This is a genomic window from Streptomyces pratensis (assembly GCF_037137275.1).
Taxonomy (GTDB): Bacteria; Actinomycetota; Actinomycetes; order Streptomycetales; family Streptomycetaceae; genus Streptomyces; species Streptomyces pratensis_B.
In genome coordinates, this window is sequence record NZ_JBBBEN010000059.1 from 14,698 (window position 1) to 41,376 (window position 26,679).

The following is a 26,679-nucleotide window of genomic DNA, read 5'->3' on the forward strand; positions in this document are numbered from 1 at the left end:
GCCATGCCCGCCAGGCACCCTGGCGGGCATGGCCGTTCGGCTGTTCCGGCACGAGGCCGGTCGGTGTCCGCGCGCCCCGCGTGCCGGGCGCGCCTCAGGAGGGGGAGGCCGGCGGCGGGCCGTACTGCTCGGGCAGCGACTGCGCCGCCTCGGCCAGGACCGGGCCCAGGTTCTCCGTGCGCATCCTGCGGTCCACGTACAGCAGCCCGACCACGAGCGGCGGGAAGAGCGCCGAGAAGAGCTGGGCGATCATCTGGCTGATCAGCGACAGCACCATGACGCCGCCGAGGACCGCGACGACCTCCCCGGCGCTCGGTTCGGACTCCAGGCCGCTGGGGTCGAACACGCCGGGGAGCATGCCGATCAACTGGAACGGCATCTGGATCATGTAGCCGACCACGGACGCCAGCCCGTAGGCGAGCAGCGTGATGCCGAAGACCCGCCACCAGCTGCCGCGCACCAGTTGTGCGGAGCGGCGCAGGGCCGCGACCGGGCCCTGGCCCTCGAAGACCACGACCGTCGGGGCCAGGGAGAACTTCACCCAGAGCCAGACCGCCACCGGCCCGAGGGCCAGCAGGCCGAGGAGGCTGCCCCACATCAGGGGGAGCGCGCCGTCCGCGTCGCCCAGCGAGACGAGGTAGACCATCAGGCCGACGACGGCTGCCATGAGGAGGACGACGGGGACGATCGCGGTCAGTGCCACCAGGAACACCGCGCCGATCATCGCCCGGACCCGCGACCAGGCGCGGCTCCAGACGGCCCCGAAGCGGATCGGGCGGCCCAGGACGGCCTCCTGGAGGACCACCGGGACCGCCGCCTGCGTGACGGCCGACGCCAGCAGGTACGTGATCACGCCGATGACCATCAGCACGCCGAACGCCACGCCCAGCGGGATCAGCTCGGCCGCGTCGGGAGAGCCCGGATAGTCGGACTCCGCCAGGTCGTCCAGGCCCGGCGCGATGGCCCCGAGTGCGACGGCCAGGGCGGCGACCATCACGAGTGTCGCCGCGCCGAACAGCGTGACAGCCATTCCGACCAGCGGCTTCCAGTAGCGTCCGAGCGTCGAGAAGGCGCCGCTGAGCATGTCCGAGACCCTCAACGGCGCCAGGGGTATCACCCCGGGTCTGGGCGGCGCCGCCCACCCGCCCGTCCAGCCGCCCGGTCCGTGCGCCCCTCCGTGGAAGGGCCCCCCGCCGTGAGGCGCGCCCCCGTACGGGCCGCCGCCCCACCCTGCATCCTGCGCCACTGCGTCTCCGTGATCTCGTCGGGCCCGTGCTGTCGGGCCGTGGTCCTCGGTCGGGCCACCGTAGCGCTCCCGTGTGATCGGATGATATGTACAGCCGTACGCATCGTTGGGTACGGTTGTACGTATGGGACACGCATACGGACTGCTCGCCGCCGCCATCGCGGCGGAGGTCGCCGGGACGACGGCGATGAAGTACAGCGACGGCTTCACCCGGCTCTGGCCCTCGCTCGGCACGGCGGTGGGGTACCTGATCGCCTTCACCCTGCTCGCGCAGACCCTCAAGACCCTCTCCGTGGGCACCGCGTACGCGATCTGGGCCGGTGTCGGCACGGCGGCCGTCGCCCTCATCGGCATGCTGTTCCTGGGGGAGTCCGGCAGCCTGGTCAAGATCGCGGGCGTCGCCCTGGTCGTCGCCGGGGTCGTCGTGCTCAATCTCGGCGGGGCGCACTGATGGCCCGGCGGTACGATCCGGACCGGCGGACACGGATCATCGACGCGGCGCTGCGCGTGGTCGCGGCCGACGGCATGGCCAAGCTCAGTCACCGCACCGTCGCCGCCGAGGCCGATGTGCCGCTGGGGTCGACCACGTACCACTTCCGCTCGCTCGACGAGCTGCTGGTCGCCGCCCTGCGCCGGTGCAACGAGAACTTCGCCCAGACCCTGCGCGACAGCGGGATACCGGTCGCCGGCGACGGGCCGGGCGCGGGTCTCGCCGACGAGCTGACCCGGGTGCTGGGCCAGTGGTTCACGGGCGACCGTGGCGCGATGGAGCTGGAGTACGAGCTCTACCTGGCGGCCCTGCGCCGTCCCGCGCTGCGCCCGGTCGCCGCCGAGTGGACCGAGGGCGCCGTGGAGGCGCTGTCCCGGCGCGTCGATCCCGCGACCGCGCGGGCGCTGGTCGCGCTGATGGACGGCGTCTGCCTCCAGGTGCTGCTGACCGGCGCCGACTTCGACGCCGGATACACCCGGGAGATGCTGGACAGGGTCGTGGCCGGCCGGGCCTGAGCCGCGGGCCCGGCCGCCCGGCCCGACCGGCAGCCGAGACCGGTTCGCCCGAGCGGGCCCCGGCCGGTTAGGTTGCTGTTCATGACCGACACGACTTCCCAGGGCTCTGTCCGCACCACCGGCGCCGTCGCCGCCGGCCTCGCCACCGTCGCCGGTGACGGCACCGTCCTCGACACCTGGTTCCCCGCGCCCGAGCTGTCCTCGGCCCCCGGCCCCGCCGGCACGCAGCGCCTCGGCCCGGACGAGACCGTGAACCGGCTCGGCGAAGGGGCCGCCAAGGCGGTGGGCGTGGACGCCCGGCGCGGCGTCGAGATCGTCGCCGTCTCCACGGTCATCTCCTCGCTCGACGACAAGCCGCTCGACGCGCACGACGCCTACCTGCGCCTGCACCTGCTCTCGCACCGGCTCGTCCAGCCGCACGGCCAGAACCTCGACGGTCTCTTCGGGCTGCTGTCCAACGTCGCCTGGACCTCGCTCGGCCCGGTCGCCGTCGACGACCTGGAGCGGGTGCGGCTCAACGCCCGCGCCGAGGGCCTGCACCTCCAGGTCTCCTCGGTCGACAAGTTCCCCCGGATGACGGACTACGTCGCCCCCCAGGGCGTACGCATCGCGGACGCCGACCGCGTCCGGCTCGGCGCGCACCTCGCCGCCGGGACCACGGTCATGCACGAGGGCTTCGTCAACTTCAATGCGGGCACGCTCGGCACCTCCATGGTCGAGGGCCGCATCTCCGCGGGCGTCGTCATCGGCGACGGCTCCGACATCGGCGGCGGCGCCTCCACGATGGGCACCCTCTCCGGCGGCGGCAAGGAGCGCATCATCATCGGTGAGCGCTGCCTGGTCGGCGCGGAGGCGGGCGTCGGGATCGCGCTCGGCGACGAGTGCGTCGTCGAGGCCGGCCTGTACGTGACCGCCGGCACCCGCGTCACCCTGCCGGACGGCCAGATCGTCAAGGCCCGCGAGCTCTCCGGCGCCTCCAACATCCTCTTCCGTCGCAACTCGGTCACCGGCGCCGTCGAGGCCCGTCCGAACAACGCGGTGTGGGGCGGGCTCAACGAGGTCCTGCACGCCCACAACTGACGCGGCCACGGCCCTGGCCGGCGTCAGGCCGCGAGGAGCTCCTCGTACGCCCTGCGCAGCCCGTCGGTCGCCTCGCGACCGGCGGGCAGCAGCGGTTCACGGACCGGCCCCGCGCCCAGGAGGGCCTTCACCGCGACGGTTCCGGGAACACCGCCCGCCATCACCAGCTCGGTGAGACGGACGGTGAGCCGGTTGAGCCGGGCCGCCTCGTCCGTGCGGCCCGCGTCGAACGCGTCCAGTGGCGCCCGCATCCGGCCCGGGACGACATTGGCGACCGTACTGACATAGCCCGCGCCGCCGAGCGCGTACAGCGGCAGGTTCAGCTCCTCGCACCCCGAGTAGTACGCGAGCGAGGTACGGGCCATCACCTTCGTCGAGCCGAGCAGGTCGTAGGCGCAGTCCTTCACCGCGACCACGCGCGGGTGCCCCGCGAGCCGCACCAGGGTGTCCGGCTCGATCCGGGTGCCGGTGCGGCCGGGGATGTCGTACAGCATCAGCGGAAGACCGGTGGACTCCGCGACCCGCAGGAAGTACGCCTCGACCGCGTCCTGCGGCGGGCGGCTGTAGTACGGGCTGACCACCAGCAGCCCGTCGGCGCCCGCCTCCTCGGCCTCGCGCGCCAGACGCACGGTGTGCGCGGTGTCCGCACTGCCGACGCCCGACAGCAGAGCCACATCGCCGCCGACCTCCGCGCGGACGGCTCGCAGCAGGGCGGCCTTCTCGGCATCCGTCGTGGTGGGGGACTCGCCGGTGGTGCCGCTGAGGACGATGCCGTCACAGCCCTCGGCCACCAGCCGGGCCGCGTGCCCCCGAGCGGCGTCCGGGTCCAGGGCGCCGGAGGCGGTGAAGGGCGTGATCATGGCGCAGAGGGTGCGGCCGAAGGGGCGCGGGGCAGTGGCGGTCATGTCCGCAGTCTCGGTCGCGGAACCGCCGGGGTCCACTTAGATCTTCTTGGCGGCACCGGCAAGAGACGCTGAAGTGTCCCGGCCCCTCCCGGGCCCTCTGGCATGATCGAACGCACAGGCGACGGACTGCGGTGAGGGGCGGACGGAATGGGCGAACGCGTACGGGCGCCGGGGGCGGCCGTCCTGTCGGCGGTGGCGCTGATGGCGCTGACGGGCTGCTCCGGCTTCCTCGTCCCGGCCGGTGAGGGCGTGGCGGGCCCCTCTCCGTCCGCCTCCCCGTCGGCCTCCCTCCCCGGCCCCGGCATCGTCCGCGCGAAGACGCCGCCCCCGGCGCCCGGGCAGAGCACGCCGGCCAAGGGCGCCTTGGGGCTGGAAGCCCCGGCCTCGCCCCCTCCCGGGGGCTGCCCCGCCTCCGGGGTCGTCGTGGACATGGGACAGGTGCAGACCGCGATGATGCACCGCGCCGTCGTGCTCACCCTCACCAACTGCGGCAGCGAGCCGTACGCCGTCGACGGCTACCCCTCGATCCGGGCCCTCGGCGAGGACGGCGGGCCCATCCCGGTCAAGGTCAACCTGGCCGGGTCGTACTTCGGCCAGGACCCGGGTCCAGAACCGGTGTCGCTGGCCCCCGGCCGCTCCGTGAGGTCGGTCCTCGCCTGGGTCTCCACCCCGGAGGGCGGCGACCTCATCGAGGGCGACGCCCTGGAGATCTCCGCCGCCCCGCGGGTCCCGGCGCGGGTCTTCCCTCTGGAAGGGCACGACATCCGGCTGATGGACGAACTCAACATGACCGCGTGGCGCACCGAACCGGCGACCTGACACGGGGCCTTTCCGGAACGACCTTGACCTCAAGCGGACTTGAGGTGCGACGGTGGGCGCACCGCCGCACCGAACGGCTGCGGCAGGAGAGGGGAACACCCATGAACACGCGCGTCACCGACCGCCCGGACCCGACCCGTACCGACGCCAGGATCGCCAAGGCCAGCACCTGGGACGTCGGCACGCCCGAGCGCCAGCAGCAGGCCGTCGACGCCATCCGCAGGACCTGGGAGCACCGCGAGTGGCCGCACCCGGGCCTGCTCTCGTACAGCGTCTACACGGGGGAGGACGGCGCCACCCTGCTGCACTACTCCCAGTGGACCGGCGAGCAGGCCTACCAGGACTTCGTACGGGAGAACCGGGACACCCGCAACGCCGAGATCGACGCCGCAGTCCCCGGCATCGAGCGCGTCCAGCTGCACACCTACGAGCTGTACCGCTCCGGGCTCCGGACCGAGGGCGACACCCGCGAGCCCGGGACCGTGGTCATCGTGGACGTCGAGTTCGACGGGCCTGACCCGGCCCGGCAACGTGCCTGGGTCGACGCGGTGTTCGAAGCGCTCGGCGACGACGGCGAGAAGCCCGCGGGCGGCATCGCCGCCCACTTCCACGTCAGCACCGACGGCGCCCGCGTCCTCAACTACGCCGAGTGGGAGAGCGCCGAGCACCACATCGCGGCCCTGGCCGCGCCCGGCGAGGGCATCGGCTCCCCCTCCCCGCTGTGGGAACGCGTCCAGAACTACCCGGGCGTGACCGGCGGCGGCGTCCACCGCTACACCCCCGCGCTGAGCCTGGAGCCGGAGGCGGGCGTGTAGGAAGCGGGCGTTCGGGCCGGCCCTGGTCAGGGTGCGGGCGGCGGCGAGAGACGCGGCCGCCGCCCCCGGCGGGTGATCCGCACGGCATCCGGGGGGAGTCCCCCAGGCTCTCCGGCCAACCCGCCCCTCGCTCACCCGAACCGGGCGGCATGCGGCGAAATACGTCTAGGCTTGGACGGCTGAACCGCGTACGCACCCCGTGCGCCCCCGAGCACGCACCGAGGAGAACCCCCGATGTCCGCAGAGCGCCCCTCCCTGCCGCCGGTGCGGCTGAACTCCGAGGCCGAACTGGCACGGGACGCGCTCGCCGCTCCGTTGCTCGTCCGCGCCGTCCGGCTCGCCCGCTGGGCCGGGCCGCGGACCCGTGTAGGGGCCGGCGGGGAGCTCGTGGAGGCGCAGTTGCCCGCGGCCGCGGAACACCTCGGGCTCCCGGCCGACGCGGAGGGCGCCGCCTACGCCAGCGAGGCCTGGCGGCTCGCGGTGGACACCGGTCTCCTCGACGTCACGGACCCGGAAGAGGAGGACGAGAGCGGCGAGGCCGAGGGGACCGTCACCGAGGGCGAGAGCCTGGCGCTGCTCACCGGCGGCTCCCCGCAGGACGTCCTGGGCATCTGGCTCGACGGCCTGGAGGCCGTGCACGCCGACGCCACCGCTCCTGTCCTGGACGACTTCGCCGACCTCGTCGGCGAGGACGGCTCGATCGACTTCGACGCCCTGGACTGGGACCCGGAGGCCGAGGCGGAGTTCCTCGACGGCGTTCTCGGCAACCTGTACCTGCTCACCCTCGCGGACAACGGCGCGGGCGAAGGGCCGGTGCCGCTGCCCGCCCTCGCCGCCTCCATGCTCGTCCCCGACGACATGGGCGAGCCCACCGACGACGTCCTGGAGCAGGTATCGGAGGCGATGGTGCGCCTCGACGACCAGTTCCGGCTCCTCGAACCGATCGGAATCGTCGAGTACCGGCCGGTCGACGAGGCCCTGCTGGTCGAGGAGGGCGACGCGCCGGTGGACGCCTCCGTCGCCGGGGCCGACGAGGAGGACGTCACCCGGTACGGCATGGTCAGGCTCACCCCTCTCGGCCTCTACGGCGTCCGGGCCCGGATGCTGGAGGCCGGCGTGGACGCCCCCGCCGTCGGCGACCTCGCGGGCAAGGGCGCCGACGCCCTCCTCGACGGCATCTCCCACTACCCGGAGTCCGCCGCCCGTGCCGAGGTGAAGCTCTGGCTCGCGGGGTACGGGGCCGAAGGCGCGGCGACGGCCGCGGCCGAGCTGCTCGCCGCCGCGCGCGGCACGGACGAGGGAGCGCCGCTGCGCCGCCTCCACTGCCAGCAGGCCCTCGCGCTCGTCGGCTCAGAGGCGGAAGCAGCCGTGCGCGCGGTGCTCGACGACGCCGAACTCGGCGGCCTGGCCCGCGTGTGGCTCGCGGAGCGGGGCGCGGCCGACGTCCCCGCCCCGCCGCAGAACATGATCTTCTGGCTGGCCGTCGACACCATCGCCGCACAGCTGGACGCGGACGGTGAGCTGGACGAGCTCCAGGGGCTGGTCGAGGGGCTCTCCTCGCAGCACACCGGCTTCTTCGACGAGGTCTGGCGCGTCGACCACCCGGCCACCGCCGACGTGCTGGAGGCCATGGGCCGACTGCACAGCGACAAGAAGGCCGCCAAGGACGCCCGCAAGGCGGCCTTCAAGGCCCGTTCCCGCGTGGGGGGCTGAGCGCCCGTTCGCGCGTGGGCGGCTGAGGGAAGCCGGAAACCGGGTCTCGCTCGGGGCCCGGGGCCAGGGGCCCGTCCGTGCGGAGCCTGTCCGGCCTCGCACGGACGGGCTCCGGTGGGAGAAGCACCACACGTTCGAGGGTCTTTCCGGGGCGGCGCTCCGCGGGATCGCGCCGTCGGGGAGGGGCTCCCGCGCTGACCGGGCGCGGTGAAGGCTGATTACGAATGCGGCACTTCTGCGGCCCCGGGGCGGGCGGGCATGGCGTCGGGCCTTTCCAGGGCGCATACTCGACGTAATGAAACAGTCAGCCGGATCCCGGCGTCACCTGCCCTCCAGTCCCTTCAACCGCCCGGCTCAGGACGCTCCACCGGTCGAATGCTTCGACGTGGGCGACCGGGTGTCGCACGACCAGTTCGGGCTCGGCAGGATTCTTGCTGTCGAGGGCGACAACGACGCAGTCCTCATCGACTTCTCGGGGCGCCAGGGAAGAATCCTGAGCCCGTACTCCAAGCTGACCAAGCTCTGAGAGGCGAGACGAGCACGAGCAGCGACCGTCTTACCCGGGTTCGGGGCGCCTGAGTCACCTCAGACGCCCCGGACTCCGTTGCGCCCGGCCTCCCGGAGGCCTTCGGGGCCGGAGGCAGGGACACCGGTGCGCTACAGGGACTTGGCGGCCGGCTTCACCATGCCGCGCACGGTGCGTGACTTCACGAACTCGCCCATCGCGGTCATCTCCCACTCGCCGGTGAACTGCTTGATGAGCTTGGCCATCATCACACCGGTCTGCGGCTCGGCGCCGGTCAGGTCGAAGCGGACCAGCTCTTCGCCGGTCGCGTCGTCGATCAGCCGGCAGTAGGCCTTGGCGACCTCGTTGAACTTCTGGCCGGTGAACGAGTTGACCGTGAAGACCAGGCCCGTCGCCTCGGCGGGGATGCGGCCCAGGTCCACGACGATGACCTCGTCGTCCCCCGCGCCCTCTCCGGTGAGGTTGTCGCCGGAGTGCGTGATCGCTCCGCCGAGGATGGAGAGCTTGCCGAAGTAGCAGCTGTCCAGGTGATTGCGGTGGGGGCCGTAGGCGATCACGGAGGCGTCCAGGTCGATGTCCTTGCCGCGGAACGCGGGCTCCCAGCCCAGGCCCATCCTGACCCGCGAGAGCAGGGGGGCGCCGCCCTTGACCAGGGAAACGGTCTGGTTCTTCTGGAGATTGACGCGGCCCTTGTCCAGGTTGATCTTCCCGGAGCCTGCGGGCGCGGCGGGGGCCGCCGGAGCGGCGGGCGCTGCCGGTGCGGCGGGCGCCGCCGACGGAGCGATGCGGGGGTCGACGGTGGCGGGGGCGGCCGGGGCCGCGGGGGCGGGCTCCTCGACCGAGACGCCGAAGTCCGTGGCGATCCCGGCCAGCCCGTCGGCGTAGCCCTGACCGACCGCACGGGCCTTCCACGCGCCGTTGCGCAGATAGATCTCGATGACCAGGAGCGCCGTCTCCGAGCCCAGCTGCGGCGGGGTGAAGGTGGCCAGCGCGGCGCCGTCGTCCGCGTTGCGCACGGTGGCGGTGGGCTCGACGCCCTGGAACGTCTGTCCTGCGGCGTCCGGGCTCGCGGTGACGACGATCTTCTCGATGCCGGGCGGGACCGCCGCGGTGTCCACCACGATGGCGTCGGGTGCCGAGCCCCCGCCGGAGCGGTAGGTCACACCGGGGCCCGTGGGCTGGTTGTAGAAGATGAAGTCGTCGTCGGAGCGCACCTTGCCGTCAGCGGTGAGGAGCAGGCCCGAGACGTCGAGCCGCACCGGAGCTGCGACGTCCACCGCCACACGGGCGACGGAGAGAGGGATGTTCGAGCCGGGGGTCATTGCGGTCATGCACGGGGTAACGAACGACCTCGCCCCGCCGTTCCCTCGTTTTTGCCGTTTCTTTGCCTCGGGGCGCTCCGGTCGTGCCCGGTGGCCGGCGACCCTCAGCCGCGGTTGCGCGGATGGGCGCGGGCCGTGCGCTCGTTGTCGGCCGACGCGGAAGTGTCAGTGCCTCCGACACCGGAAGTGCCAGTGGCCCGTACGCCTGTCGTCCGGCTCGGCGCGCTCCTGGTCCCGCCCGCCGGGGTGGTGGTGTCGAGTTTCTCGTGCAGGGCGGTGAAACCGATCTGCCGCTCGCGCAGGGCGGCGACCATGTTCACCAGGTCCGGGAGGCCGCGGCCGTACCGGTCCAGGGAGGGGACGACGAGGACGTCCCCTCCCTGGAGGAAGGCGTGGCAGGCCTTCAGCACGGGGCGCAGGTCGTTCTTGCCGGACTTCTTCTCGGGGAAGACGCGCCGGCGCCCCGCGAGGGTGAGGGCGCCGATCTGCCGGTCGAGCCTCTGACCGCCGGTGGAGCCCCGGGCGTAGCCGATGCGGATCTCGGTCGGGCGGAGGGGAAAGGCGCCCAGCGGGTCGTCGCCCAGCGTGCTGAGGGCGCTGGTGAGGCTGGTCACGTGGTGATCGTGCCATCTCTTGAGGCTGCGGTGGCCGCCTTTGCCCGGCGGCCGTCGCAGGGGGTTACGCGGTGGCCGTGTCCGGGCCGGGGGCGTGCGCGACGAGGGCGTGGGCGGCTGTGGGGTGGGCGGGCAACAGGGCGCCGATGCCGGTGAGACGCAGCAGCCGGTCAAGGCGGTCGGGGACGGCGGCGAGGACCAGGGTGCCGTCGGCGGTCTTGGCGCAGCGGTAGATGCCGATGAGGGCGCTGAAGCCCGTGGAGTCGCAGAAGGTGACGGCTGCGAGGTCCAGGATCAGGCGCCGGTGGCCTTGTTCGATCAGGGCCAGTGCCTGGGCGCGCAAAATGGGGGCGGTGGCTATGTCGAGTTCCCCGGCGACGTGGGCGAGGGCGAGGTCGCCGTCGGTGTGCTGTGTGGTGAGGTTGAAGTCGGTCACGGTCGGCTCTCCGGCGTCTCGCCGGCGGGGGCGATGGTGTGGGCGGTGGCGATCGCGGTGAGGGCGTCCGCGTCACGTGCGAGGGGGACGGACAGGGCCAGCAGGGCGACGTCGTCACAGGCCCCCTGGGGCGTGGCGTCGAGGAGGTCGACGGTGTCCCCTATGACCTCCGCCGCGCCGACGGGCCCGGTGCGTGCGGAGAGGAAGCGGGTCAGTCCCTCGTCTCCGATCATCTCTCCGCCCAGGACGCGGGCCTCGGTCAGTCCGTCGGTGTAGAGGAGCAGTCCTTCGCCCGGTGCGAGGTGGAAGGTGTGGGAGGCGAAGCGTGCTTCGGCGATGGCGCCGATGAGCATGCCGCCCTGAGGGCGTACCTCTTCCACCGTCCCCTGTCCGCGCAGGTGGTAGGCCGGAGGGTGCCCGCCGGTGGCCACCGTGACGGTGAACCCGTCGTTCTCGTGGGGTTCCAGGGCGCCGAAGACGGCGGTGCAGAACCGGGTGCCGACGGCAGGGTCGAGGAGCAGCGCCGTGTTCAGTGCGGTGAGGACTTTGTCGGGGTCGGGGTCGATCAGGGCGGCGGCGCGCAGGGTGTAGCGGGTCAGGGAGGTGACGGAAGCGGCTTCGGGGCCCTTGCCGCACACGTCTCCGAGGAAGAACGCCCACCTCGTGTCGTCGAGGGGGAAGACGTCGTAGAAGTCGCCGCCCACATCTCGCGGGGAGGCGGTGGCGTAGTGGCAGGCCAGTTCCAGCCCCGGGACCACCGGCAGTGCCGGCGGGAGCAGGGTGCGCTGGAGGGTGGAGGCGAATGCCTGGATGGCGGCCATGTCGCGTTCCGCGCGCTCGCGGGCTTCCTCCTGCTCGATGCGCCGCTCCTGCTCGGTGCGCAGGGTGTTCAAGGCCGCCAGACGCATCTCCAGCTCGTCGAGCACGATCGAGGCCAGGTCGGCGAGGGTGGCGGTGTCGTCCTCGGTGATCAGGCGCGGCTTGGTGTCGAGGATGTTGACGGTGCCCAGCCGGTGCCCGTCACGGGTGGTGATCGGCGCGGCGGCGTAGAAGCGGACCGCCATCGGTCCGGTGACCAGACCGTTGTTGACGGCGACGGGGTCGGTGAGAGTGTCCGGGATCACCAGCGTTTCGTCGGCGAGGATCGCCGAGCCGCACAGGCCCGGCTCACGGCTGATCTCGCTCACGCCCTCCAGACCGTGCACGGCCTTGAACCAGATCCGGTCCTCGTCCACGATCGTGACGCTCGCCACCGGCACCTTGAACAGCCGGGCGGCCATCGCCGCGACGCGGTCGAACGCGCCGTCGGGCGGGGTGTCGAGGATGTCGTAGCGGCGCACGGCGTCCATCCGGGCCGCTTCTTTCACCGCACTGAGCGTCTGCCTGCCCGGTGTGTTCGCCGGGCCGGTCGCGTGTCGCGCTTGCGGCATATGTGCCTTTCCTTGACACGCCGGCCTCGGTGGTCGGCGACTGTCGCAGCCTAGACCGGCCTTCTGCCGTCAAGAAGCGCGACGTCCTCACCGACGACGTCCAGTACGGCCTGCGCCTCATCGATTCCGACGGGACGACTGCCCACTGACACACCTCATCGGGACGACTGACACCAGCTGCCGGAGCCCACTGTCATCCTGATGTCGTCCGACACTCATTGCCGTGCTGGTACGCGCCGGTCCAGCGCGCCATCACCAGTTGGGCGTCGCCGTGCGGTTCGCAGGAGAATCCGGAAGGTCTCGGCATGCTCCCGACCTGCTCGGCGGGCCGCGTTTCCCTTGACCTGCTGTCAGAGGCTGTCCTAGCGTTACGGCGTTCAGCATGATGGACATCGATCAGATGTGTGCCCATCCGTATCTGCTCAGGGAGCGCCCGTGAGGTCCTCGGTCTTCCTCTATCCGTGGGACGTCGTCGGGGACCCGGCGGCCGCGGCCCGGATCGCGGACCTCGGCGTCGGCCAGGTCACCCTGGCCTCGGCCTACCACTCCACCCGGGCCCTGACCCCGCGCCACCCGCGCCACCGCATCGTCACCGCCGAGCACGCCGCAGTCCTCTACCCGCCCGACCCGGCCCGCTGGGCGGGGCGGGCCCTCGCTCCCCGGGCCCAGACCTGGGTGGAGGGCGACGATCCCTACCAGGAGGCGTCCTGCGCCCTGGCCGCCGCCGGGATCGAGGTCCACAGCTGGGTCGTCCTCGCGCACGACTCCCGCCTCGGCGCGGAGCACCCCGGCACCTCCGTGGTCAACGCCTACGGGGACCGCTACCCCTGGGCTCCGTGCATCGCCCGCCCCGCGGTGCGCGCGTATCTCGTGGAGCTCGCGGCGGAGGCCGCCGCCCGGCCCGGCGCGCGCGGCGTCGAACTGGAGTCCTGCGGCTGGTACGGCTTCGCCCATCTGCACGCCCACGACAAGGTCGCCGGGGTCGGGCTCGGCGACGCGGCGCAGTACCTCATGTCGCTGTGCTTCTGCGCCGACTGCCGCACCGGCTACGGCGACGAGGGCTGCGACCCCGGCGAACTGGCCGCCGCCGTCCGCAGCGCCCTGGAACCGGCCTGGTCGGGCAGCGGCTCCGCGGAGGCGGGCCGGGAAGGCGTCGAGAAGCTGCTGGGCCCACGCCTCGCGGACGCCTCCCTGCGGTGGCGCGTCCGGGCCGCCCGGGCGTTCCAGGAGTCCGTCGTCGCCGCCGTCCGCGCCGCGGCCCCGCCCGGCTTCCAGGTCCTGCTGCACGCCGACCCCATCCCTTACCGCACCGGGGCCAACGTCGGCGTCGACCCGGACCACGTCCTCACGGTGGCCGACGGCGTGGTGCTGCCCTGCACCGGGCCCGACGCCGTGCGTGAAGCGGTGCTCGGGCCGTTCGCGGGGCGTGCCGGGGTGCTCGCGGCCAACTTCGGCGTGGTCACCGCCATGGGCGGCAGCCCCCGCACCCTGGAGCGGGACGCGGCGCACGCGGCGTCGCTCGGCGCCGACCAGCTGCGCCTGTACCACGCGGGGCTCGCCTCCGGACCCGACCTGGAGTCCGTCGCCGCCGCGCTCTCACGGCTCGGGTGAAGCGGGGCGGCCGGACGCCGGAAGGCGACGGTGTGCCGTCACCGCCGCGACCAGGAGCCCGGCCCGCCCCGCCGGTCGCCGTCAGCGCCCCGGCGTCCACCGCCGCGGCCCGGTGCTCGCGACCCAGCCGTGCGGCTCGTGGTCCGGAGCGAGACGCCCCGCAGGCATGGGGCGGACGCCCCGGACGCCCCGGAAGCGTCGACCGCGACGGCCGCCGCCCCGGCGGCCTGGAGGGGCAGCGGCCCACCGGGCGTGGGACGGTCCGCCGCCTCGAAGGCCCCGCCCCGAGCCGCCGGCGTAGGCGGAGCCGGGCCGTGGCCCTCACCGTCCCAGCGCCGCCCTCATCATCTTCTGGGCGACCGGCGCGGCAAGGCCGTTGCCGCTGACCTCCGAGCGCGCAGAGCCGGAGTCCTCGACGATCACCGCGACCGCGACCTCCTTGCCGTTGGAGCGGTCCTTCGCGTAGGAGGTGAACCAGGCGTACGGAGTGTTGCTGTTGTCCACGCCGTTCTGCGCGGTCCCCGTCTTTCCGCCCACCTCGGCCCCGGCGATCCGGGCGTTGGCGCCGGTGCCCTCCTCGACGACCGTCACCATGGCACTGCGCAACTGCTCTGCGGTCGACTCCTTCACCACGCGCTTCGTCTCGCCGTCCCCGGTCTCCTCCAGGGTGGAACCGTCGCCGTCGGTCACCCGGGACACCATGTGCGGCGCGGCCAGTTCACCGCCGCCCGCCAGGGCCGAGGCCACCATCGCCATCTGGAGCGGGGTGGCGGTGACCTCGAACTGGCCGATGCCCGTCAGCGCCGTCTGCGCCCGGTCCATGCCGGTCGGGTAGACGCTCGTCGCGGCCCGCACCGGGATGTCCAGTTTCTCGGTGTCGAACCCGAACGCGTCCGCCATCTCCTTGACCTCGTCCTGGCCGAGGTCGGCGGCCGCCTTCGCGAACACGTTGTTGCAGGAGTACTGGAGGGCGGTGCGCAGAGTCGCGTTCTCGCACGGGGCTGACGCGTTCTCGTTGCGGAGCACGGTGGTGGTGCCGGGCAGGGTGTACGGGTCGGGGCTCTCGGTGGCCTCGTCGACCGACCCGTACAACCCGTTCTCCAGCGCGGCGGCCGCGACCACCAGCTTGAAGGTGGAGCCCGGCGCCAGGGGCTGCCGCAGCGCCCGGTTGACGAGCGGCTTGTCCTCGTCGTCCAGCAGTGCCTTCCAGGTGTCGCCGTCGGCCGATCCGCTGATCCCCGCCGGGTCGTAGGAGGGGGTGGAGACCATGCCGAGGACGCGCCCGGTCTTCGGGTCGAGGGCCACGGCCGCGCCCTTGTCGTCGCCGAGCGCCTCGTAGGCCGCCTTCTGGACGTCCGGGTCGATGGTGGTCAGGACGCTGCCAGGCGCGGCCCGCTCGCCGGTGATCAGGTCCGCCGGATTCTTCAACCGGTCGTCCGTGCCGTCCAGGACGTTGCTGTAGACGCCTTCGAGCTGGGTCGCCCCGAACGCCTGCGAGCTGTAGCCCGTCACGGCCGCGTAGAGCTCGCCCTGCGGGTAGGTGCGCTGGTAGCGGAGGTCGCCGCCGCTTGACTCCTTCGATCCGGTGACCGGCGAGCCGGCCACGATGATGTCCCCGAGCGGGCGCGCGTACTGCGCGATGGTGTTCCGCCGGTTGTGCTCGTCGTCCGCGAGCGCCCTGGCCTCGTATGCCTGCACCCAGGTCGCCCGCACCAGCAGCGCGAGCACCATCAGCAGACAGCAGACCGAAGCGTGCCTGATTGTCTTGTTCATCCCGCTGGAGGGACGAGTGGGGCCGCCGGGGACGTTCCCGTTCGTGCGCGTTCTCACCGTTTTCTCACACGGCGCCGGGTCCCGCACGGCTCGCCCCGGCGTGCAGGGACCGGACGCGTACGCCGCGATGACGGCCTGGGCGAGGTCCCGCGCACCGGGCTTCGCGAGCACGGCCGTCGGCGTGCGCACCGCCGCAGGGGGGAGGCGCGAGTCGCCGCCCGCGAGCAGGCCCGCCGCAGCCCCGCGCGGGGCGCGGGCGGCCCCGCCGGTTCAGAGCCGCCGGGTCGCGAGGGTGAGCCGGTCCCGGGCGTCGAACAAGGCGTCCTTGACCGTCTGTTCGTGTCCGGGGGTGAGCCGGGCGACCGGCACCGAGCAGCTGACCGCGTCCCGCGCCGGCGTCCGGTAGGGGACCGCGACGCCGAAGCAGCGCAGGCCGAGGGTGTTCTCCTCGCGGTCGACCGCGTACCCCTGCTCGCGGACCAGGCGAAGTTCTTCGATCAGCTTCTCCCGGTCCGTGATGGTGTGCTCGGTCAGCGCCGGCAGTGTCTCGGGCAGCATCGAGCGGACCTGCTCGTCGCTGTGGGTGGCCAGCAGCGCCTTGCCGAGCGAGGTGGAGTGGGCGGGCGGCCGGCGGCCGACCCGGGTGAAGGGACGCAGGTGGTGCGGGGACTGCCGAGTCGCGAGGTGGACGACGTTCGTTCCGTCGAGGCGGGCCAGGTGGATGCTCTCCGCCGTGTCGTCGGCGAGCCGGTCGAGGGCGGGCCGGGCGGCGGCCACCACCTCGTCGCCGTCGATGTACGACGTGCCCACCAGCAGGGCGCGCACTCCGATCCCGTACCGGGTGCCGGTGGCGTCCGTCTCCACCCAGCCCAGCTCCACCAGGGTGCGCAGCAGCATGTAGAGGCTGGACTTGGGGTATCCGACGGCCTCCTGCACGGCGGCCAGCGGGTGCATGCCGGGCCGCCCCGCGAAGTATTCGAGGAGCTCCACCGTCCGCACCGCGGACTTGACCTGTGCTCCACCGGACTCGGCGACCGACATCGCCCACGCCCCCTTCTCCAGCTCTGCGGCTCTTCCCGCGCATCATCGCCCGAGAAGCCCGCCCCTGCGGATTGCCAACACGGAACGTGCGGAAATAGAGTTCCGGTACATTCACATCCAGGAACGCCGTTCAGAATACCGAACACTTTCTGAGGTGGTCCCAGGACCGGGAAGGAATCACGGTGAGCGCAGCACCAGTCTGGAGTGTCGACCCCCGAACCGGGAACCCGCGTGAGCAGGTCGCGGTGGAGGCCACCGCCGAGGAGGTCGGCCGAGCCGTCCGAGCGGCCCACGCCGTACGCGACGCCCTCGCCGACCGGACGGCGCGCGCCGCGTTCCTGCGGGCGGCGGCCGAGCTGCTGGAGGAGACCGGCGAGCACATCGTCGAGGTCGCCGACGCGGAGACCGCGCTCGGACCGGCTCGACTCGGCGGCGAACTCGCCCGTACAGCAGCCCAGTTGAGGGCGTTCGCGGAGGTCGTCGACGAAGGCGCCTATCTCGACGTCCGCATCGACCACGAGGACGGCAGCCGGACCCCGCCCTGGCCCGACCTGCGCCGCTACAAGATCCCGCTCGGGGTCGTCGCCGTCTACGCGGCGAGCAACTTCCCGCTCGCCTTCTCCGTGCCGGGCGGCGACACCGCCAGCGCGCTCGCGGCCGGCTGCCCGGTCGTCGTCAAGGCGCACCCGGACCACCCGGCGACCTCCGAGCTGTGCGCCTCGGTCCTCAGGCGCGCCGCCGCCCGCGCCGGGCTGCCCGAGGACGTGGTGGTCCTGGTGCACGGCTTCGACGCGGGCGTGGCGCTGATCCGCCACCCGCTGGTGAGCGCCGCCGGGTTCACCGGGTCGGTGCGCGGTGGCCGGGCCCTGTTCGACGCCGCCGCGGCCCGGCCCGTCCCCATCCCCTTCCACGGCGAACTCGGCTCCCTCAACCCGGTCGTCGTCACCGGGGCGGCGGCCGCGGAGCGCGCCGAGGAGATCGGCGCCGGGCTGGGCGGCTCGGCGACCCTGGGCGTCGGCCAGTTCTGCACCAAGCCCGGCTTCGTCCTGGTGCCCGCGGACGGGGACGGCGACCGGCTGCTCAAGGCCCTCGCCGAGACGGTCAGCGGCGCCGGCGCGGGCGTCCTGCTGGACCACCGCATCCGGGACGCCTTCCTCACCGGCGTGCGCGAGCGGGCCGCACTGCCGGACGTCGAGGCACCCGTCACCCCCGGCGCGGGCGGCGAGCACACCGTCTCCGCCGGATTCCTCACGGTGCCCGCCGCCCGGTTGACCGCCGAAGGCCCGCACGACGCGCTGCTGGAGGAGTGCTTCGGGCCGGTCACCGTGATCGCCCGGTACACCTCGCAGGAGGAGGCCGCCGCCGTCCTCGCCCGGCTTCCCGGGAACCTCACCGCCACCCTCCAGGCCGCGACCGCCCGCCCCGACCCCGCCGCGGCCCCGCTGCTGGCCGCCCTCGCCCCGCTCGCCGGACGCGTCCTGGTCAACGGCTGGCCGACCGGTGTCGCCGTCGCCCCCGCCCAGCACCACGGCGGCCCCTACCCGGCCGCGACGTCCCCCTCCACCTCGGTCGGCGCCACCGCGATCGAACGCTGGCTGCGCCCGGTCGCCTACCAGAGCACGCCCGAGGCGCTCCTGCCGCCCGAGCTGCGCGAGGACAACCCGCTGGGCCTGCCCCGCCGGGTGGACGGCCGCCGCGCGTAGACACCGCCCGAGGCCCCCTCTCTTCGCCCTGGGCCACGGGTCGGCCCCCGGGCCCCACGTCGGTCCCCGGGTTCCGGCGGGCCCGGGAGCCGACGTGGGAATCACCCGGCTCCCTCCCGTGTTCGCTCATGAGACCCGGCGCACGGAGGGGCCCTCCGTGCGCTGTCGCGACCCCTGGAGAGAAGAAGAGTCATGCGCGTCGAGATCTGGAGCGACATCGCCTGCCCTTGGACCAACAGAGCCATAGGTTAGCGCGCCCGGTCTGACCTGGGTAGATGCACGAAGAGGCCCCGCTCATGCGCCACGGGGGAGGCACACGAACGGGGCCGTCAAGGGGGTGCAGCCGGTCAGCCGGGGGCGCGTACCGATGCCGTCTGAGAACGCAGCTCCGCGAGACGACGTTGGTACAGCGGGCCGATGGCATGTGCGCCCCGCGCCTCACTCGGAGTGGCCTGTTCGATCAGGTGATGGGACACCGCCCGGAGGTGCGCGGCCCACGCGATGACGTGCTGTTGAGCCGTCCGCCCGCATTCCTGCGGTTCACCAGGGAGGCACAGCGGGAGATCCGGCCCGAGCTTGTTGGCAGCGTGCCGGACGTACCGAGCGATGGTCAGCCATTCGTCCTCGGTTTGTTGAATGGCGTTTCCGTCGCCCTCCCACCCCCAAGGGCCGAAGTCGTCCCCGTGATCGTCCATGTGTGCGCTCCCTCATGATCAGCGGATTAGGCCGGTGCGCCGATCGTAGCGGCGCTCTCCGCCTCCCTGGGGTCGCAGTGCCCGACCGAGGGAACGCACGGACCGCACGGCCCGCACATGGGCAGGAATTGCGGAGGAGTGCACGACTGGACACCATCGTCGTGGACCGACGCGATATCGGCCGCAACCTCGGCCATCTGTGCGCCGCCCCAGATATCGGAGATCGGCTTTTCCAGCACGTTGCCGAGAGTCAGGAACCGACCGAGGACACACGGCCACACGTCGCCGGTCGGGCCGATGGCGCATTTCTCATGGGCACAATGCCCGCACAGATCAGCGATGGTCGGCGCGGCCCCCTGACTGGCTCTCCCGAATGCGCGGGTACGGTCTCCGCCGACCGTTCCGACACCGAGCGCCGTAAGGTCCTGCGCCGCTTCCTGTACCCGCTGTCCGTCCCGCACGGCGACCACTCCGCCCCGCAGCGGAATACCGAGGGAAAGCGCCTTTTGCGCGTTGGCGCGCGTCTTCTTGTGCGCCCCTCGGAGTTGCGTCACCGCGTCGTGTTCCTCGGCGCTGTCCGAGTAGTACGACGTGGCGAGCTTGACGCCGAACTCCCCGAATGCGTCCCACAGTTCCGGGCGAATATGGGTCATGTTCGAGAACACCTCGATACCGAGGCCCCGTCCGTGAGCGTGCTTGATCAGCGCGGGCAGACGCGGGTAGAGCGTCGGCTCTCCGCCGATGAACTGGACATCCACGGTTCCCATGTCGGCAAGCTGGTCTATCACGTTCAACCAGTCCCGCACGGTCATGGTTCCGTGTGTTCCCTTGGGCCCGCTGTCGGCGTAGCAGTGATCACAGAACTCGTTGCAGAGTCCCGTGATCTCCAGCCACGCGAATAAGAGACGGTTTCCGGCAGTGCTCATTGCAGCTCCTTATGACCGTTGGTGTTTGGTGCCCCGCCCCTGTCGAGAATGCGGATGCGCGGGGGACGAATCCGGATGCGTTCGACAGGGGCGGGAGTTCACAGGCGGCCGGTAGCGGCCAGTGTGAGAATCGCCGTACCCGACGCGGCGACCGTGAACACGAACACAGACCAGCCGAACCGGCGTACGTACTTCACGCGCTGTCCAGCGGCACGCAGTTGGGGCAGTCGTCGGGGGGAACGGAGACGGGGGATGAGTCGGGCCGGGGAGGTAGACCATCCCGGAACGCTTATCCAGCGCACCGTTGTAGCGCGTCCACCAACCGGCCGGAGAGCCCCTGTACGGGCTTGCGGGGCCGTCTGTGAGGCTGACTGGCTTCGGGGGCGACAGAGGGCGCGTACGTGGCTGCTGTGCCTTCGCGGCGGCCGTCACCGCTTGCCCAGTCGCTTGGTCCCGTCCGGGTCGGCGCAATCGATGTGCCGATAGATCGTGACGGGGGAACCGGACTGCCGCTCGATCGTTCCGCGTCGGCAGCGCTCAAGGGTCTTGACCGGCTTCATGCAGGCCGGGCAGGTCTCACCCGAGGGGGCGAACGTCGTGTACTCCCACTGTCGTGCGTCGGTGTCTTCCGTGGTCGCGCTCGCCATGGTTCGCCTTCCCATCAAGTCCGCTGGTAGTGCTGGGTGTTGGCCTAGGCAAGCGCGGCGAGACGGCAGGGACCACAGCAGAAAGGCCGCACTCATGCCGCACCCTGGCCGCACTGGATACGCTGGCCAGGGCAGACGGGTATTTCCCGAGAGGAGACCGGCCACGATGACCAGCAGGCGGCGGAGGTTGGCGGAGCGCCGGAAAGCGTGCGGGTACAACCAAGAGGAATTTGCGGAAGCGGTCGGCGTCGATCGCTCAACAGTCCAGCGCTGGGAAAGCGGAAAGACTGACCCGCAACCCTGGCAGCGACCGAAGATCGCAAAGGCGCTGTCGCTCACCTCGGCGGAACTCGACGCACTGCTAGTCCCGGACGCGTACGCACCGCCACAGTCGCGCACTGCTTGGATTTCTGACGCCTCGTCAGATAGTGACGACGAATTCGATGCGCTCGAATTGGCGCGACGCGTATCCGCTAGCGACGTGGGAAAAGAAACGCTAGGTCGCCTAGAACACGCATTCGATGAACTGGCAATGAAATACCCGGTGTCACCACCACAGGACTTGCTCGAAAGAGTAAGGAAGCATTCCGCTTATGTCTCGCACCTCATGGATGCGCGCATGACCCTTGCGGAGCAGCGCCGCCTCTACGTCGTTGGGGGGTGGTTCCAACTCTTGGGGGCCACGCTGCATATCGACCTGAACCAGGAACACGCGGCGACGGCTCGTTTGCAGACAGCGGCCACCCTTGCGCAGCACGCAGACCACCGCGAAATCGAAGCGTGGTGTTACGAGACTGACGCTTGGCGAGTGCTCACCGATGGCGACTACGCACGCGCGCTAGAACTCGCACAGATTGCACAGGAGTTGGCTCCGGCCGGAACGTCTGCTGCCATTCAAGCGACAGCGCAGGAGGGCCGGGCGAGAGCGCGACTCGGGGAGGGGCCCGAAACTTATGCAGCCATTGAGCGAGTGCAACGCATGTCGGCCGCAATGGTTCCACGCAAGGGCACCGAGCATCACTACCAGTACGATCCCGGTAAGGCGCTGGCCTATACGGCAACGACGCTGGCATGGGTGGGAGATCCCGCAGCGGAGGACTACGCGCGACAGGTAATCGCGCGACTCGCTCCTGCTGAAGATGTGGAGAAATGGCCGCGCCGAGTGGCATCCGCGAACATCGATTTGGCGCTGGCATTGCTCGGAGGTGACCGACTGGATGAGGCGTGCAACGCAGCACAGCGGGCCATACTGTCCGGCCGTATCGTGCCGTCGAACCACTGGCGTGCGCTTGAGGTAGTCAAGGCCGTGGAACAACGACAGCTCCCGGAAGCGTCAGACCTGCGGGAGGCATACCAGGGGTTGAAGGCACTCCCGCGCGGTGAGAGCACCTAGGAACGTTCCTAGGTGAACTCCTTCCCCGCGTTTGCCACGCCTTCAAAACTTAGGTGGCGAAAGTCCTTGGGACCGTTGGGCCGTGCCGCGCAAGGACCCTTGATTGCTTTCGCTGCTGCTGCCTCTCGCTGCGTCTTTTGCGTGTGGTGCCAGCGGCAGATCAATTGGAGATTGTCCAGGGCGTGTCAACGTCGGTACCGGGTGCCTCGCAGCGCTCGCCAATGTGCACTAAGCCCCCCTCGCAGCGACCCCCCCCGCCCGTCGAATTGTGCGGGCCCGCAGACGCCCCCAGTTGGCCGGTAGCCGGTCGCGCCGGTTGCTCGTCTCCCATCCCATGGGGCGGGTCCTTTCAGGCAGCGAGCGGGGCCGGTGGCGTCCTTCCAGCCGACCCCGCAACACCCCATGGCTAGATGGTTGCCCACTCGTTCTCTCGGGGGTCCTTGCGCTCCTCTCCATGGTCATCCGTTCGCCGAAGTCGGACCGCTCCGGCGTAGGGGTTGGCCGTGCGTCTCCGGCGTTTACGAGCGAGCCCGTTAAGCGAAAACCCAAGAGAATCGGTAAAACTCCTGGTCAGAGCGGTGTGGCTCCGTTGGTCCATGGGTGCCCGTGGTGCTACATCGGCAAGGCCCGTTTCGAGAAGGGCCTCGCCGAGTTCCCCCACCGGGACGAGGTCGAGGTGGTGCACCGCTCCTTCGAGCTCGACCCCGGGCGAGCCAAGGGCGACACCGCGCTCGTGGTCGACATGCTGGCCGACAAGTACGGCCGCACCCGCGAGGAGGCCGCCGCCATGGAGGCCGGCGTCGCGGCCACCGCGCAGGCCGAGGGGCTCGGCTACCGCACCGGGGGCCGGGACCACGGCAGCACCTTCGACATCCACCGGCTGCTGCACCTGGCCAAGGCCCGGGGCCGCCAGGACGAGCTGCTGGCCCTCGCCTACCGGGCGAACTTCGCCGAGGAGCGCTCCGTCTTCGACGACGAGGTGCTGGTCGCCCTGGCCGTGGAGGCCGGTCTCGACGCCGCTGAGGCCCGCGCGGTGCTCGCCGACCCCCAGGCCTATGCCGAGGACGTCCGGACGGACGAGCGCGAGGCGTCCGAGCTGGGCGTCGGCGCCGTGCCGTTCTTCGTCCTCGACCGTCGCTACGGGATCTCCGGCGGCCAGCCGTCGGAGGTCTTCGCCCAAGCGCTGGAGCAGGCCTGGAGGGATCGCCCCGCCCCTTCGCCGACCGCCGTCGGCGCAGACGCGGTGGCCTGCGACGCGGACGGGGCCTGCGAGGCTACGGGGCGCTGAGTCCTGACCCGAGGCATCCTGATGCCGCCGAGAGGCGAGCCATAAGCCATTCTATGAGTGCCCCTTAACTCTGCGTCATTGACTTTGTGTCGAGGGCGCTACAGGGTTGGGGGCATGAGGATCTCCACGCTCAGTCGGGCGGTCGCCGCCGAGTTCGCACCCGAGGTCACCTACCTCAACACCTCCAGCTGGGGTCTGCTGCCCCGCCGGACGATCGCCGCCGTCAAGGCCCTGGCCGACGAGAACGCCGCCGGCCGCCGGGTGGGGGTGGGCGACTTCGAGGCGGTGGAGGCCGCCCGCGTCGGTTTCGCGCGGATCGTTGGGGTCCACCCGGACCGGGTCGCCACCGGGAGCTCGGTCACCGTGCACGTCGGGCTGATCGCGGCCTCGCTCCCACCGGGAGCCGAAGTGCTCTGCCCCGAAGGCGAGTTCACCTCCGTGATCAGTCCCTTCGCGCACCGCGGCGACCTGAGCGTGCGCTACGCCCCGCTCGCGGGCCTCGCCGACGCGGTGCGTCCGTCGACCGCGCTCGTCGCCTTCTCCGCGGTCCAGTCCGCCGACGGCCGGGTGGCGGACCTCGACTCCGTCCGCGCTGCCGCGGCGGCGCACGGGGCCCGGACCCTGCTGGACTGCACCCAGGCGGCCGGCTGGTTCCCGCTGGACGCCGGGGCGTACGACTACACGGTCGCCGGCGGCTACAAGTACCTGCTCTGCCCCCGCGGCACCTCGTTCCTGACCGTGACGGAGGAGGCGCAGAGCACCCTGCCACGCCTCTTCGCCGGCTGGGTCTCCGCCGGGCCGCCCTGGACCAGCAACTACGGCCCGCAGCAGCGTTTCGCGCCCAGCGCCCGAAGTTTCGACGAGCCGCCCGCCTTCCTCTCCTACCACGGGGCCCAGCACTCCCTGGCGCTCCTCGCGGAGATCGGCCCCGACGCGCTGCACGCCCACGCCACCGGGCTCGCGGCCCGCTTGCGCGCGGGGCTGGCGGAGCTGGGGCACCCGGCGGTCTCCTCGGAGTCGGCGGTCGTCGCCGTGCCGGGGCTCGACGACCGCGCCCCCGGCCTGGTGGAGGCCAAAGTCGCGGTGTCGGCGCCGGCCGGGAACCTGCGGATCTCCTGCCACCTCTACAACACCGAGGCCGACGTGGACCGGGTGCTGGAGCTCCTGGCCCGAGGGGTGGCCGAGCGCTGAGCGCGGGGCCCTATCCGGCGTCGGTCGCGGTCCGCTCGCCCTCCGGCGGCGCGCCGTGCCACCGCCACGAGGCCTGGCGAGGGCGGCCCGGCAGCTCGGCCCGACCGGTGGCCCACAGCAGGACGGCCCACCGGTCGCCGCCCGCAGGGGCGTCCGGGAAGAGCCTGGCCAGCACCCGGTCGCACAGTGCGGGGGGCGGTGACCAGGGCAGGCCCAGGCCCTCGGCGACGTCATAGGTGTGCACCAGGGCCTCCACCACGCCCATCGCGGCGAAGCCCTCCGGGTCGCAGACCCCGAACACGTGGTACGAGCGCACCTCGGACGGCGTCGTGCGCACCATCGAGGACAGCAGCGCGCCGCTCGCCTCCAGCGTCGACAGGAGCCCGGCCGGGCCGGCGGCGGGGTCGGCGAAGACCGCGTTGAGAGGGCCGCCCGGGCGGTCGGCGGCCCGCCGGAAGGGGACGTTGGCGTCCAGCGCGGGCGTACGCGGGCCGAGTTGCACGGCGTACGTGAAGAGAGCGGTGCCCAGGTGCTCCACTGTCTCCCGGCAGGACCAGGTCAGGCCGCCCGCCGGCGCGTCCCAACGGTCCGCCGGGGCCTCGGCCAGCGTGTCCACCGCCACTCGGACGGCGGAGCTCACGTCGTCGGCGGTCACCGGCAGCCGGGCCCCGCTCAGCGCCGCCCGCTCTGCCGCGCCGCACTCCACGCAGAACTCGTTGCCCTCGGGGTCGGCGAGCGTCGCCCACCCCCGCCCGTTGGGCTTGCGGTGGTCCTCCACCAGCGTCGCGCCGAGCGCGAGCAGCCGCTCGACCTCCTCGTCCCGCGAGCGGTGGTCCGGCTGGATGTCCAGATGGATGCGGTTCTTGCCCTGTTTCGGCTCGGGTACCCGCACGAAGAGGAGTTCCGCGCCCGGGGCCTCCACCAGGGCCTCCGGATCGCCGGGGGCGTCCTCGTCGGAGAGCGGGGCGCCGAGCACCTGGGCCCAGAAACCGCCCAGCGCGTAGGGGTCGGAGCAGTCGACGGTGATGTGGCGTATATGCGAACTCATGGGGGACACCCTGGCCGGTCGCGGCGTTCCGGTCCAACGGGTTACGGCCCTTCCGCGCGCACGGGGCGCCGGGGCCACGCGGAGGGGGCCGGAACGGCGTACCGTCCCGGCCCCCTCGTCACTCACGCGGCCGCTACTTCACCGGGGTGAAGTCCCGCGCCCCGATGAACTCCGGGCGGCGGATCGGAGCCGCGAAGGGCTCCTGCGCCTCGTTCTCCACGCTGTTGAAGACGATGAAGACGTTGCTGCGCGGGTACGGGGTGATGTTGTCGCCCGAGCCGTGCATGCAGTTGCAGTCGAACCAGGTCGCCGAACCGGCCTTGCCCGTGAAGAGCTTGATGCCGTGGCGGTCGGCCAGGCTCGTCAGCGCCTCGTCCGAGGGGGTGCCGGCGTCCTGCATCTGCAGCGACTTCTTGTAGTTGTCCTTCGGCGTCTCGCCCGCACAGCCGAGGAACGTCTTGTGCGAGCCGGGCATGATCATCAGCCCGCCGTTGGTGTCGAGGTTCTCGGTCAGCGCGATCGACACGGACACGGTCCGCATGTTCGGCAGACCGTCCTCCGCGTGCCAGGTCTCGAAGTCCGAGTGCCAGTAGAAGCCCGACGCGCCGAAGCCCGGCTTCACGTTGATCCGGGACTGGTGCACGTACACGTCGGACCCGAGGATCTGGCGGGCGCGGCCCACCACCCGCTCGTCGCGGACCAGCGCGGCGAAGACCTCGCTGATCTTGTGCACCTCGAAGACGGAGCGCACGCTCTGCGACTTCGGCTCGATGATCGAGCGCTCGTCGGCGCGGACCGCCGGGTCGGCGATCAGCCGGTTCAGCTCCGCCGTGTAGACGGCGACCTCGTCCGGCGTGATGAGCTGGTCGACGGTGAGGAAGCCGTCCTGCTCGTAGCCCTGGAGGTCCTTGGCGGCGATCGGACCCGATGCGCCCGGCGCGGACCAGATGACCGGGTCCTGGCGGGGAGTGGTCATCTCGGCGGCGCCGCGCGAAGGGTACAGGTCGGCGCGAACTTCGGTGGTCATGGGTTCAGCCCTCCTCGGTCAGCAGTGGATAGACACCGTTCTCGTCATGGTCCTCCCGTCCGGTGACGGGAGGGTTGAAGACACACACGCAGCGGAAGTCGGTCTTGGGCCGCATGGTGTGCCGCTCGTGTCCGTCCAGCAGGTACATCGTGCCGGGGGAGATCCAGTGCGTCTCGCCGGTCTCGTCGTTGGTGAGCTCTGCCTCGCCCTCGGTGCAGAGCACCGCCTCGATGTGGTTCGCGTACCACATCGACGTCTCCGTGCCCGCGTACAGCACGGTCTCGTGGAGCGAGAAGCCCACCTTCTCCTTGGCGAGCACGATGCGCTTGCTCTCCCAGGTCCCTGAAGCGGCCTTCACATGCCGGTCGGTGTTCTCGATGTCACTGAACGATCGGACGATCACGGTGCGCGGTTGCCTTTCTCTC

General features: G+C 71.8%; 26 protein-coding genes. 12 read left to right on the forward strand and 14 right to left on the reverse strand.

Annotated elements, in window-relative coordinates; translation table 11 throughout:
- Positions 1-94: 94 nt before the first annotated feature.
- A complete protein-coding gene (locus V9U70_RS03825; protein ID WP_336672998.1) occupies positions 95-1,084 on the reverse strand; it encodes a DUF7847 domain-containing protein in 990 nt (329 codons plus the stop codon).
- 286 nt (positions 1,085-1,370) lie between these two features.
- On the opposite strand from V9U70_RS03825, the gene V9U70_RS03830 reads away from it, so the two are divergent.
- The 3 genes from V9U70_RS03830 to dapD all read left to right on the forward strand — a co-directional run bounded on the left by V9U70_RS03830 (position 1,371) and on the right by dapD (position 3,331).
- Complete coding sequence (locus tag V9U70_RS03830; RefSeq protein WP_336672999.1) at positions 1,371-1,697, forward strand: DMT family transporter; 327 nt, start codon at positions 1,371-1,373, stop codon at positions 1,695-1,697.
- Positions 1,697-2,251: a TetR/AcrR family transcriptional regulator gene (locus V9U70_RS03835; protein ID WP_336673000.1), complete on the forward strand. Its 555-nt coding sequence runs from the start codon at positions 1,697-1,699 to the stop codon at positions 2,249-2,251. The genes V9U70_RS03830 and V9U70_RS03835 overlap by 1 nt, the downstream gene beginning before the upstream one ends.
- Positions 2,252-2,332: 81 nt before the next feature.
- A complete protein-coding gene (dapD, locus tag V9U70_RS03840) occupies positions 2,333-3,331 on the forward strand; it encodes a 2,3,4,5-tetrahydropyridine-2,6-dicarboxylate N-succinyltransferase (RefSeq protein WP_336673001.1) in 999 nt (332 codons plus the stop codon).
- 23 nt (positions 3,332-3,354) lie between these two features.
- Here dapD and V9U70_RS03845 read toward each other — a convergent pair whose 3' ends face one another.
- On the reverse strand, positions 3,355-4,236 hold the full coding sequence (locus tag V9U70_RS03845; RefSeq protein WP_336673002.1) for a 4-hydroxy-tetrahydrodipicolinate synthase family protein: 882 nt from the start codon (positions 4,234-4,236) through the stop codon (positions 3,355-3,357).
- 147 nt (positions 4,237-4,383) lie between these two features.
- Between V9U70_RS03845 and V9U70_RS03850 the strand changes: the two genes are divergently transcribed.
- The 4 genes from V9U70_RS03850 (at position 4,384) to V9U70_RS03865 (ending at position 8,109) form a co-directional block, all read left to right on the forward strand.
- A complete protein-coding gene (locus V9U70_RS03850; RefSeq protein WP_336673003.1) occupies positions 4,384-5,055 on the forward strand; it encodes a DUF4232 domain-containing protein in 672 nt (223 codons plus the stop codon).
- A 101-nt stretch (positions 5,056-5,156) separates the two neighbouring features.
- Complete coding sequence (locus V9U70_RS03855; protein ID WP_336673004.1) at positions 5,157-5,870, forward strand: antibiotic biosynthesis monooxygenase; 714 nt, start codon at positions 5,157-5,159, stop codon at positions 5,868-5,870.
- A 234-nt stretch (positions 5,871-6,104) separates the two neighbouring features.
- A complete protein-coding gene (locus V9U70_RS03860) occupies positions 6,105-7,583 on the forward strand; it encodes a hypothetical protein (protein ID WP_336673005.1) in 1,479 nt (492 codons plus the stop codon).
- Positions 7,584-7,878: 295 nt separating this feature from the next.
- Positions 7,879-8,109, forward strand: coding sequence for a hypothetical protein (locus tag V9U70_RS03865; RefSeq protein ID WP_336673006.1), 231 nt, complete (start codon positions 7,879-7,881; stop codon positions 8,107-8,109).
- A gap of 131 nt (positions 8,110-8,240) precedes the next feature.
- Here V9U70_RS03865 and V9U70_RS03870 read toward each other — a convergent pair whose 3' ends face one another.
- The 4 genes from V9U70_RS03870 to V9U70_RS03885 form a co-directional block, all read right to left on the reverse strand.
- Positions 8,241-9,440 (reverse strand): TerD family protein, encoded by a 1,200-nt coding sequence (locus tag V9U70_RS03870; RefSeq protein WP_336673007.1) that lies wholly within the window; start codon positions 9,438-9,440, stop codon positions 8,241-8,243.
- A 95-nt stretch (positions 9,441-9,535) separates the two neighbouring features.
- The gene (locus V9U70_RS03875; RefSeq protein WP_336673008.1) at positions 9,536-10,045 is read right to left on the reverse strand and encodes a recombinase family protein; all 510 of its coding nucleotides are present in this window, start codon (positions 10,043-10,045) and stop codon (positions 9,536-9,538) included.
- Positions 10,046-10,109: 64 nt separating this feature from the next.
- Entirely contained in the window at positions 10,110-10,481 is a 372-nt protein-coding gene (locus tag V9U70_RS03880; protein ID WP_336673009.1) for an STAS domain-containing protein, read from the reverse strand.
- The gene (locus V9U70_RS03885; protein ID WP_336673010.1) at positions 10,478-11,911 is read right to left on the reverse strand and encodes a PP2C family protein-serine/threonine phosphatase; all 1,434 of its coding nucleotides are present in this window, start codon (positions 11,909-11,911) and stop codon (positions 10,478-10,480) included. The genes V9U70_RS03880 and V9U70_RS03885 overlap by 4 nt, the downstream gene beginning before the upstream one ends.
- A gap of 435 nt (positions 11,912-12,346) precedes the next feature.
- On the opposite strand from V9U70_RS03885, the gene V9U70_RS03890 reads away from it, so the two are divergent.
- Positions 12,347-13,522, forward strand: coding sequence for a hypothetical protein (locus tag V9U70_RS03890; RefSeq protein ID WP_336673011.1), 1,176 nt, complete (start codon positions 12,347-12,349; stop codon positions 13,520-13,522).
- Between the two features lie 321 nt (positions 13,523-13,843).
- Here V9U70_RS03890 and V9U70_RS03895 read toward each other — a convergent pair whose 3' ends face one another.
- Together V9U70_RS03895 and V9U70_RS03900 are read right to left on the reverse strand one after the other, a co-directional pair.
- Positions 13,844-15,295 (reverse strand): peptidoglycan D,D-transpeptidase FtsI family protein, encoded by a 1,452-nt coding sequence (locus V9U70_RS03895; protein ID WP_336673012.1) that lies wholly within the window; start codon positions 15,293-15,295, stop codon positions 13,844-13,846.
- 270 nt (positions 15,296-15,565) lie between these two features.
- Entirely contained in the window at positions 15,566-16,336 is a 771-nt protein-coding gene (locus V9U70_RS03900; RefSeq protein ID WP_336673013.1) for an IclR family transcriptional regulator, read from the reverse strand.
- 182 nt (positions 16,337-16,518) lie between these two features.
- Between V9U70_RS03900 and V9U70_RS03905 the strand changes: the two genes are divergently transcribed.
- Positions 16,519-18,039 (forward strand): aldehyde dehydrogenase (NADP(+)), encoded by a 1,521-nt coding sequence (locus tag V9U70_RS03905; RefSeq protein ID WP_336673014.1) that lies wholly within the window; start codon positions 16,519-16,521, stop codon positions 18,037-18,039.
- A gap of 347 nt (positions 18,040-18,386) precedes the next feature.
- Here V9U70_RS03905 and V9U70_RS03910 read toward each other — a convergent pair whose 3' ends face one another.
- The 3 genes from V9U70_RS03910 to V9U70_RS03920 form a co-directional block, all read right to left on the reverse strand.
- Positions 18,387-18,734, reverse strand: a complete 348-nt coding sequence (locus V9U70_RS03910; protein ID WP_336673015.1) for a hypothetical protein — start codon at positions 18,732-18,734, stop codon at positions 18,387-18,389.
- Between the two features lie 26 nt (positions 18,735-18,760).
- Positions 18,761-19,660, reverse strand: a complete 900-nt coding sequence (locus V9U70_RS03915) for a radical SAM/SPASM domain-containing protein (RefSeq protein ID WP_336673016.1) — start codon at positions 19,658-19,660, stop codon at positions 18,761-18,763.
- A gap of 428 nt (positions 19,661-20,088) precedes the next feature.
- A complete protein-coding gene (locus tag V9U70_RS03920) occupies positions 20,089-20,307 on the reverse strand; it encodes a hypothetical protein (protein WP_336673017.1) in 219 nt (72 codons plus the stop codon).
- 166 nt (positions 20,308-20,473) lie between these two features.
- Between V9U70_RS03920 and V9U70_RS03925 the strand changes: the two genes are divergently transcribed.
- From V9U70_RS03925 to V9U70_RS03935, 3 genes are all read left to right on the forward strand, one after another.
- Positions 20,474-21,700, forward strand: coding sequence for a helix-turn-helix transcriptional regulator (locus V9U70_RS03925; RefSeq protein WP_336673018.1), 1,227 nt, complete (start codon positions 20,474-20,476; stop codon positions 21,698-21,700).
- 589 nt (positions 21,701-22,289) lie between these two features.
- Positions 22,290-22,988 (forward strand): DsbA family oxidoreductase, encoded by a 699-nt coding sequence (locus V9U70_RS03930; protein ID WP_336673087.1) that lies wholly within the window; start codon positions 22,290-22,292, stop codon positions 22,986-22,988.
- A gap of 114 nt (positions 22,989-23,102) precedes the next feature.
- Positions 23,103-24,179, forward strand: a complete 1,077-nt coding sequence (locus V9U70_RS03935; protein WP_336673019.1) for an aminotransferase class V-fold PLP-dependent enzyme — start codon at positions 23,103-23,105, stop codon at positions 24,177-24,179.
- Between the two features lie 10 nt (positions 24,180-24,189).
- Here the strand turns inward: V9U70_RS03935 and V9U70_RS03940 are convergent, their stop codons facing one another.
- From V9U70_RS03940 to V9U70_RS03950, 3 genes are all read right to left on the reverse strand, one after another.
- Positions 24,190-25,227: a VOC family protein gene (locus V9U70_RS03940; protein ID WP_336673020.1), complete on the reverse strand. Its 1,038-nt coding sequence runs from the start codon at positions 25,225-25,227 to the stop codon at positions 24,190-24,192.
- A 133-nt stretch (positions 25,228-25,360) separates the two neighbouring features.
- Complete coding sequence (gene thpD, locus V9U70_RS03945; protein ID WP_336673021.1) at positions 25,361-26,254, reverse strand: ectoine hydroxylase; 894 nt, start codon at positions 26,252-26,254, stop codon at positions 25,361-25,363.
- Between the two features lie 4 nt (positions 26,255-26,258).
- Positions 26,259-26,657 carry an ectoine synthase gene (locus V9U70_RS03950; RefSeq protein WP_336673022.1) on the reverse strand — a complete coding sequence of 133 codons (399 nt, stop codon included), beginning with the start codon at positions 26,655-26,657 and terminating at the stop codon, positions 26,259-26,261.
- Between the last annotated feature and the right edge of the window lie 22 nt (positions 26,658-26,679).

Coding starts and splice junctions, on each gene's coding strand:
- V9U70_RS03825 (WP_336672998.1), bottom strand. CDS start 1,084: ATGCTCAGCGGCGCCTTCTCGACGCTCGGACGCTACTGGAAGCCGCTG.
- V9U70_RS03830 (WP_336672999.1), top strand. CDS start 1,371: ATGGGACACGCATACGGACTGCTCGCCGCCGCCATCGCGGCGGAGGTC.
- V9U70_RS03835 (WP_336673000.1), top strand. CDS start 1,697: ATGGCCCGGCGGTACGATCCGGACCGGCGGACACGGATCATCGACGCG.
- dapD (WP_336673001.1), top strand. CDS start 2,333: ATGACCGACACGACTTCCCAGGGCTCTGTCCGCACCACCGGCGCCGTC.
- V9U70_RS03845 (WP_336673002.1), bottom strand. CDS start 4,236: ATGACCGCCACTGCCCCGCGCCCCTTCGGCCGCACCCTCTGCGCCATG.
- V9U70_RS03850 (WP_336673003.1), top strand. CDS start 4,384: ATGGGCGAACGCGTACGGGCGCCGGGGGCGGCCGTCCTGTCGGCGGTG.
- V9U70_RS03855 (WP_336673004.1), top strand. CDS start 5,157: ATGAACACGCGCGTCACCGACCGCCCGGACCCGACCCGTACCGACGCC.
- V9U70_RS03860 (WP_336673005.1), top strand. CDS start 6,105: ATGTCCGCAGAGCGCCCCTCCCTGCCGCCGGTGCGGCTGAACTCCGAG.
- V9U70_RS03865 (WP_336673006.1), top strand. CDS start 7,879: ATGAAACAGTCAGCCGGATCCCGGCGTCACCTGCCCTCCAGTCCCTTC.
- V9U70_RS03870 (WP_336673007.1), bottom strand. CDS start 9,440: ATGACCGCAATGACCCCCGGCTCGAACATCCCTCTCTCCGTCGCCCGT.
- V9U70_RS03885 (WP_336673010.1), bottom strand. CDS start 11,911: ATGCCGCAAGCGCGACACGCGACCGGCCCGGCGAACACACCGGGCAGG.
- V9U70_RS03895 (WP_336673012.1), bottom strand. CDS start 15,295: ATGAACAAGACAATCAGGCACGCTTCGGTCTGCTGTCTGCTGATGGTG.
- V9U70_RS03900 (WP_336673013.1), bottom strand. CDS start 16,336: ATGTCGGTCGCCGAGTCCGGTGGAGCACAGGTCAAGTCCGCGGTGCGG.
- V9U70_RS03910 (WP_336673015.1), bottom strand. CDS start 18,734: ATGGACGATCACGGGGACGACTTCGGCCCTTGGGGGTGGGAGGGCGAC.
- V9U70_RS03915 (WP_336673016.1), bottom strand. CDS start 19,660: ATGAGCACTGCCGGAAACCGTCTCTTATTCGCGTGGCTGGAGATCACG.
- V9U70_RS03920 (WP_336673017.1), bottom strand. CDS start 20,307: ATGGCGAGCGCGACCACGGAAGACACCGACGCACGACAGTGGGAGTAC.
- V9U70_RS03925 (WP_336673018.1), top strand. CDS start 20,474: ATGACCAGCAGGCGGCGGAGGTTGGCGGAGCGCCGGAAAGCGTGCGGG.
- V9U70_RS03935 (WP_336673019.1), top strand. CDS start 23,103: ATGAGGATCTCCACGCTCAGTCGGGCGGTCGCCGCCGAGTTCGCACCC.
- V9U70_RS03940 (WP_336673020.1), bottom strand. CDS start 25,227: ATGAGTTCGCATATACGCCACATCACCGTCGACTGCTCCGACCCCTAC.
- thpD (WP_336673021.1), bottom strand. CDS start 26,254: ATGACCACCGAAGTTCGCGCCGACCTGTACCCTTCGCGCGGCGCCGCC.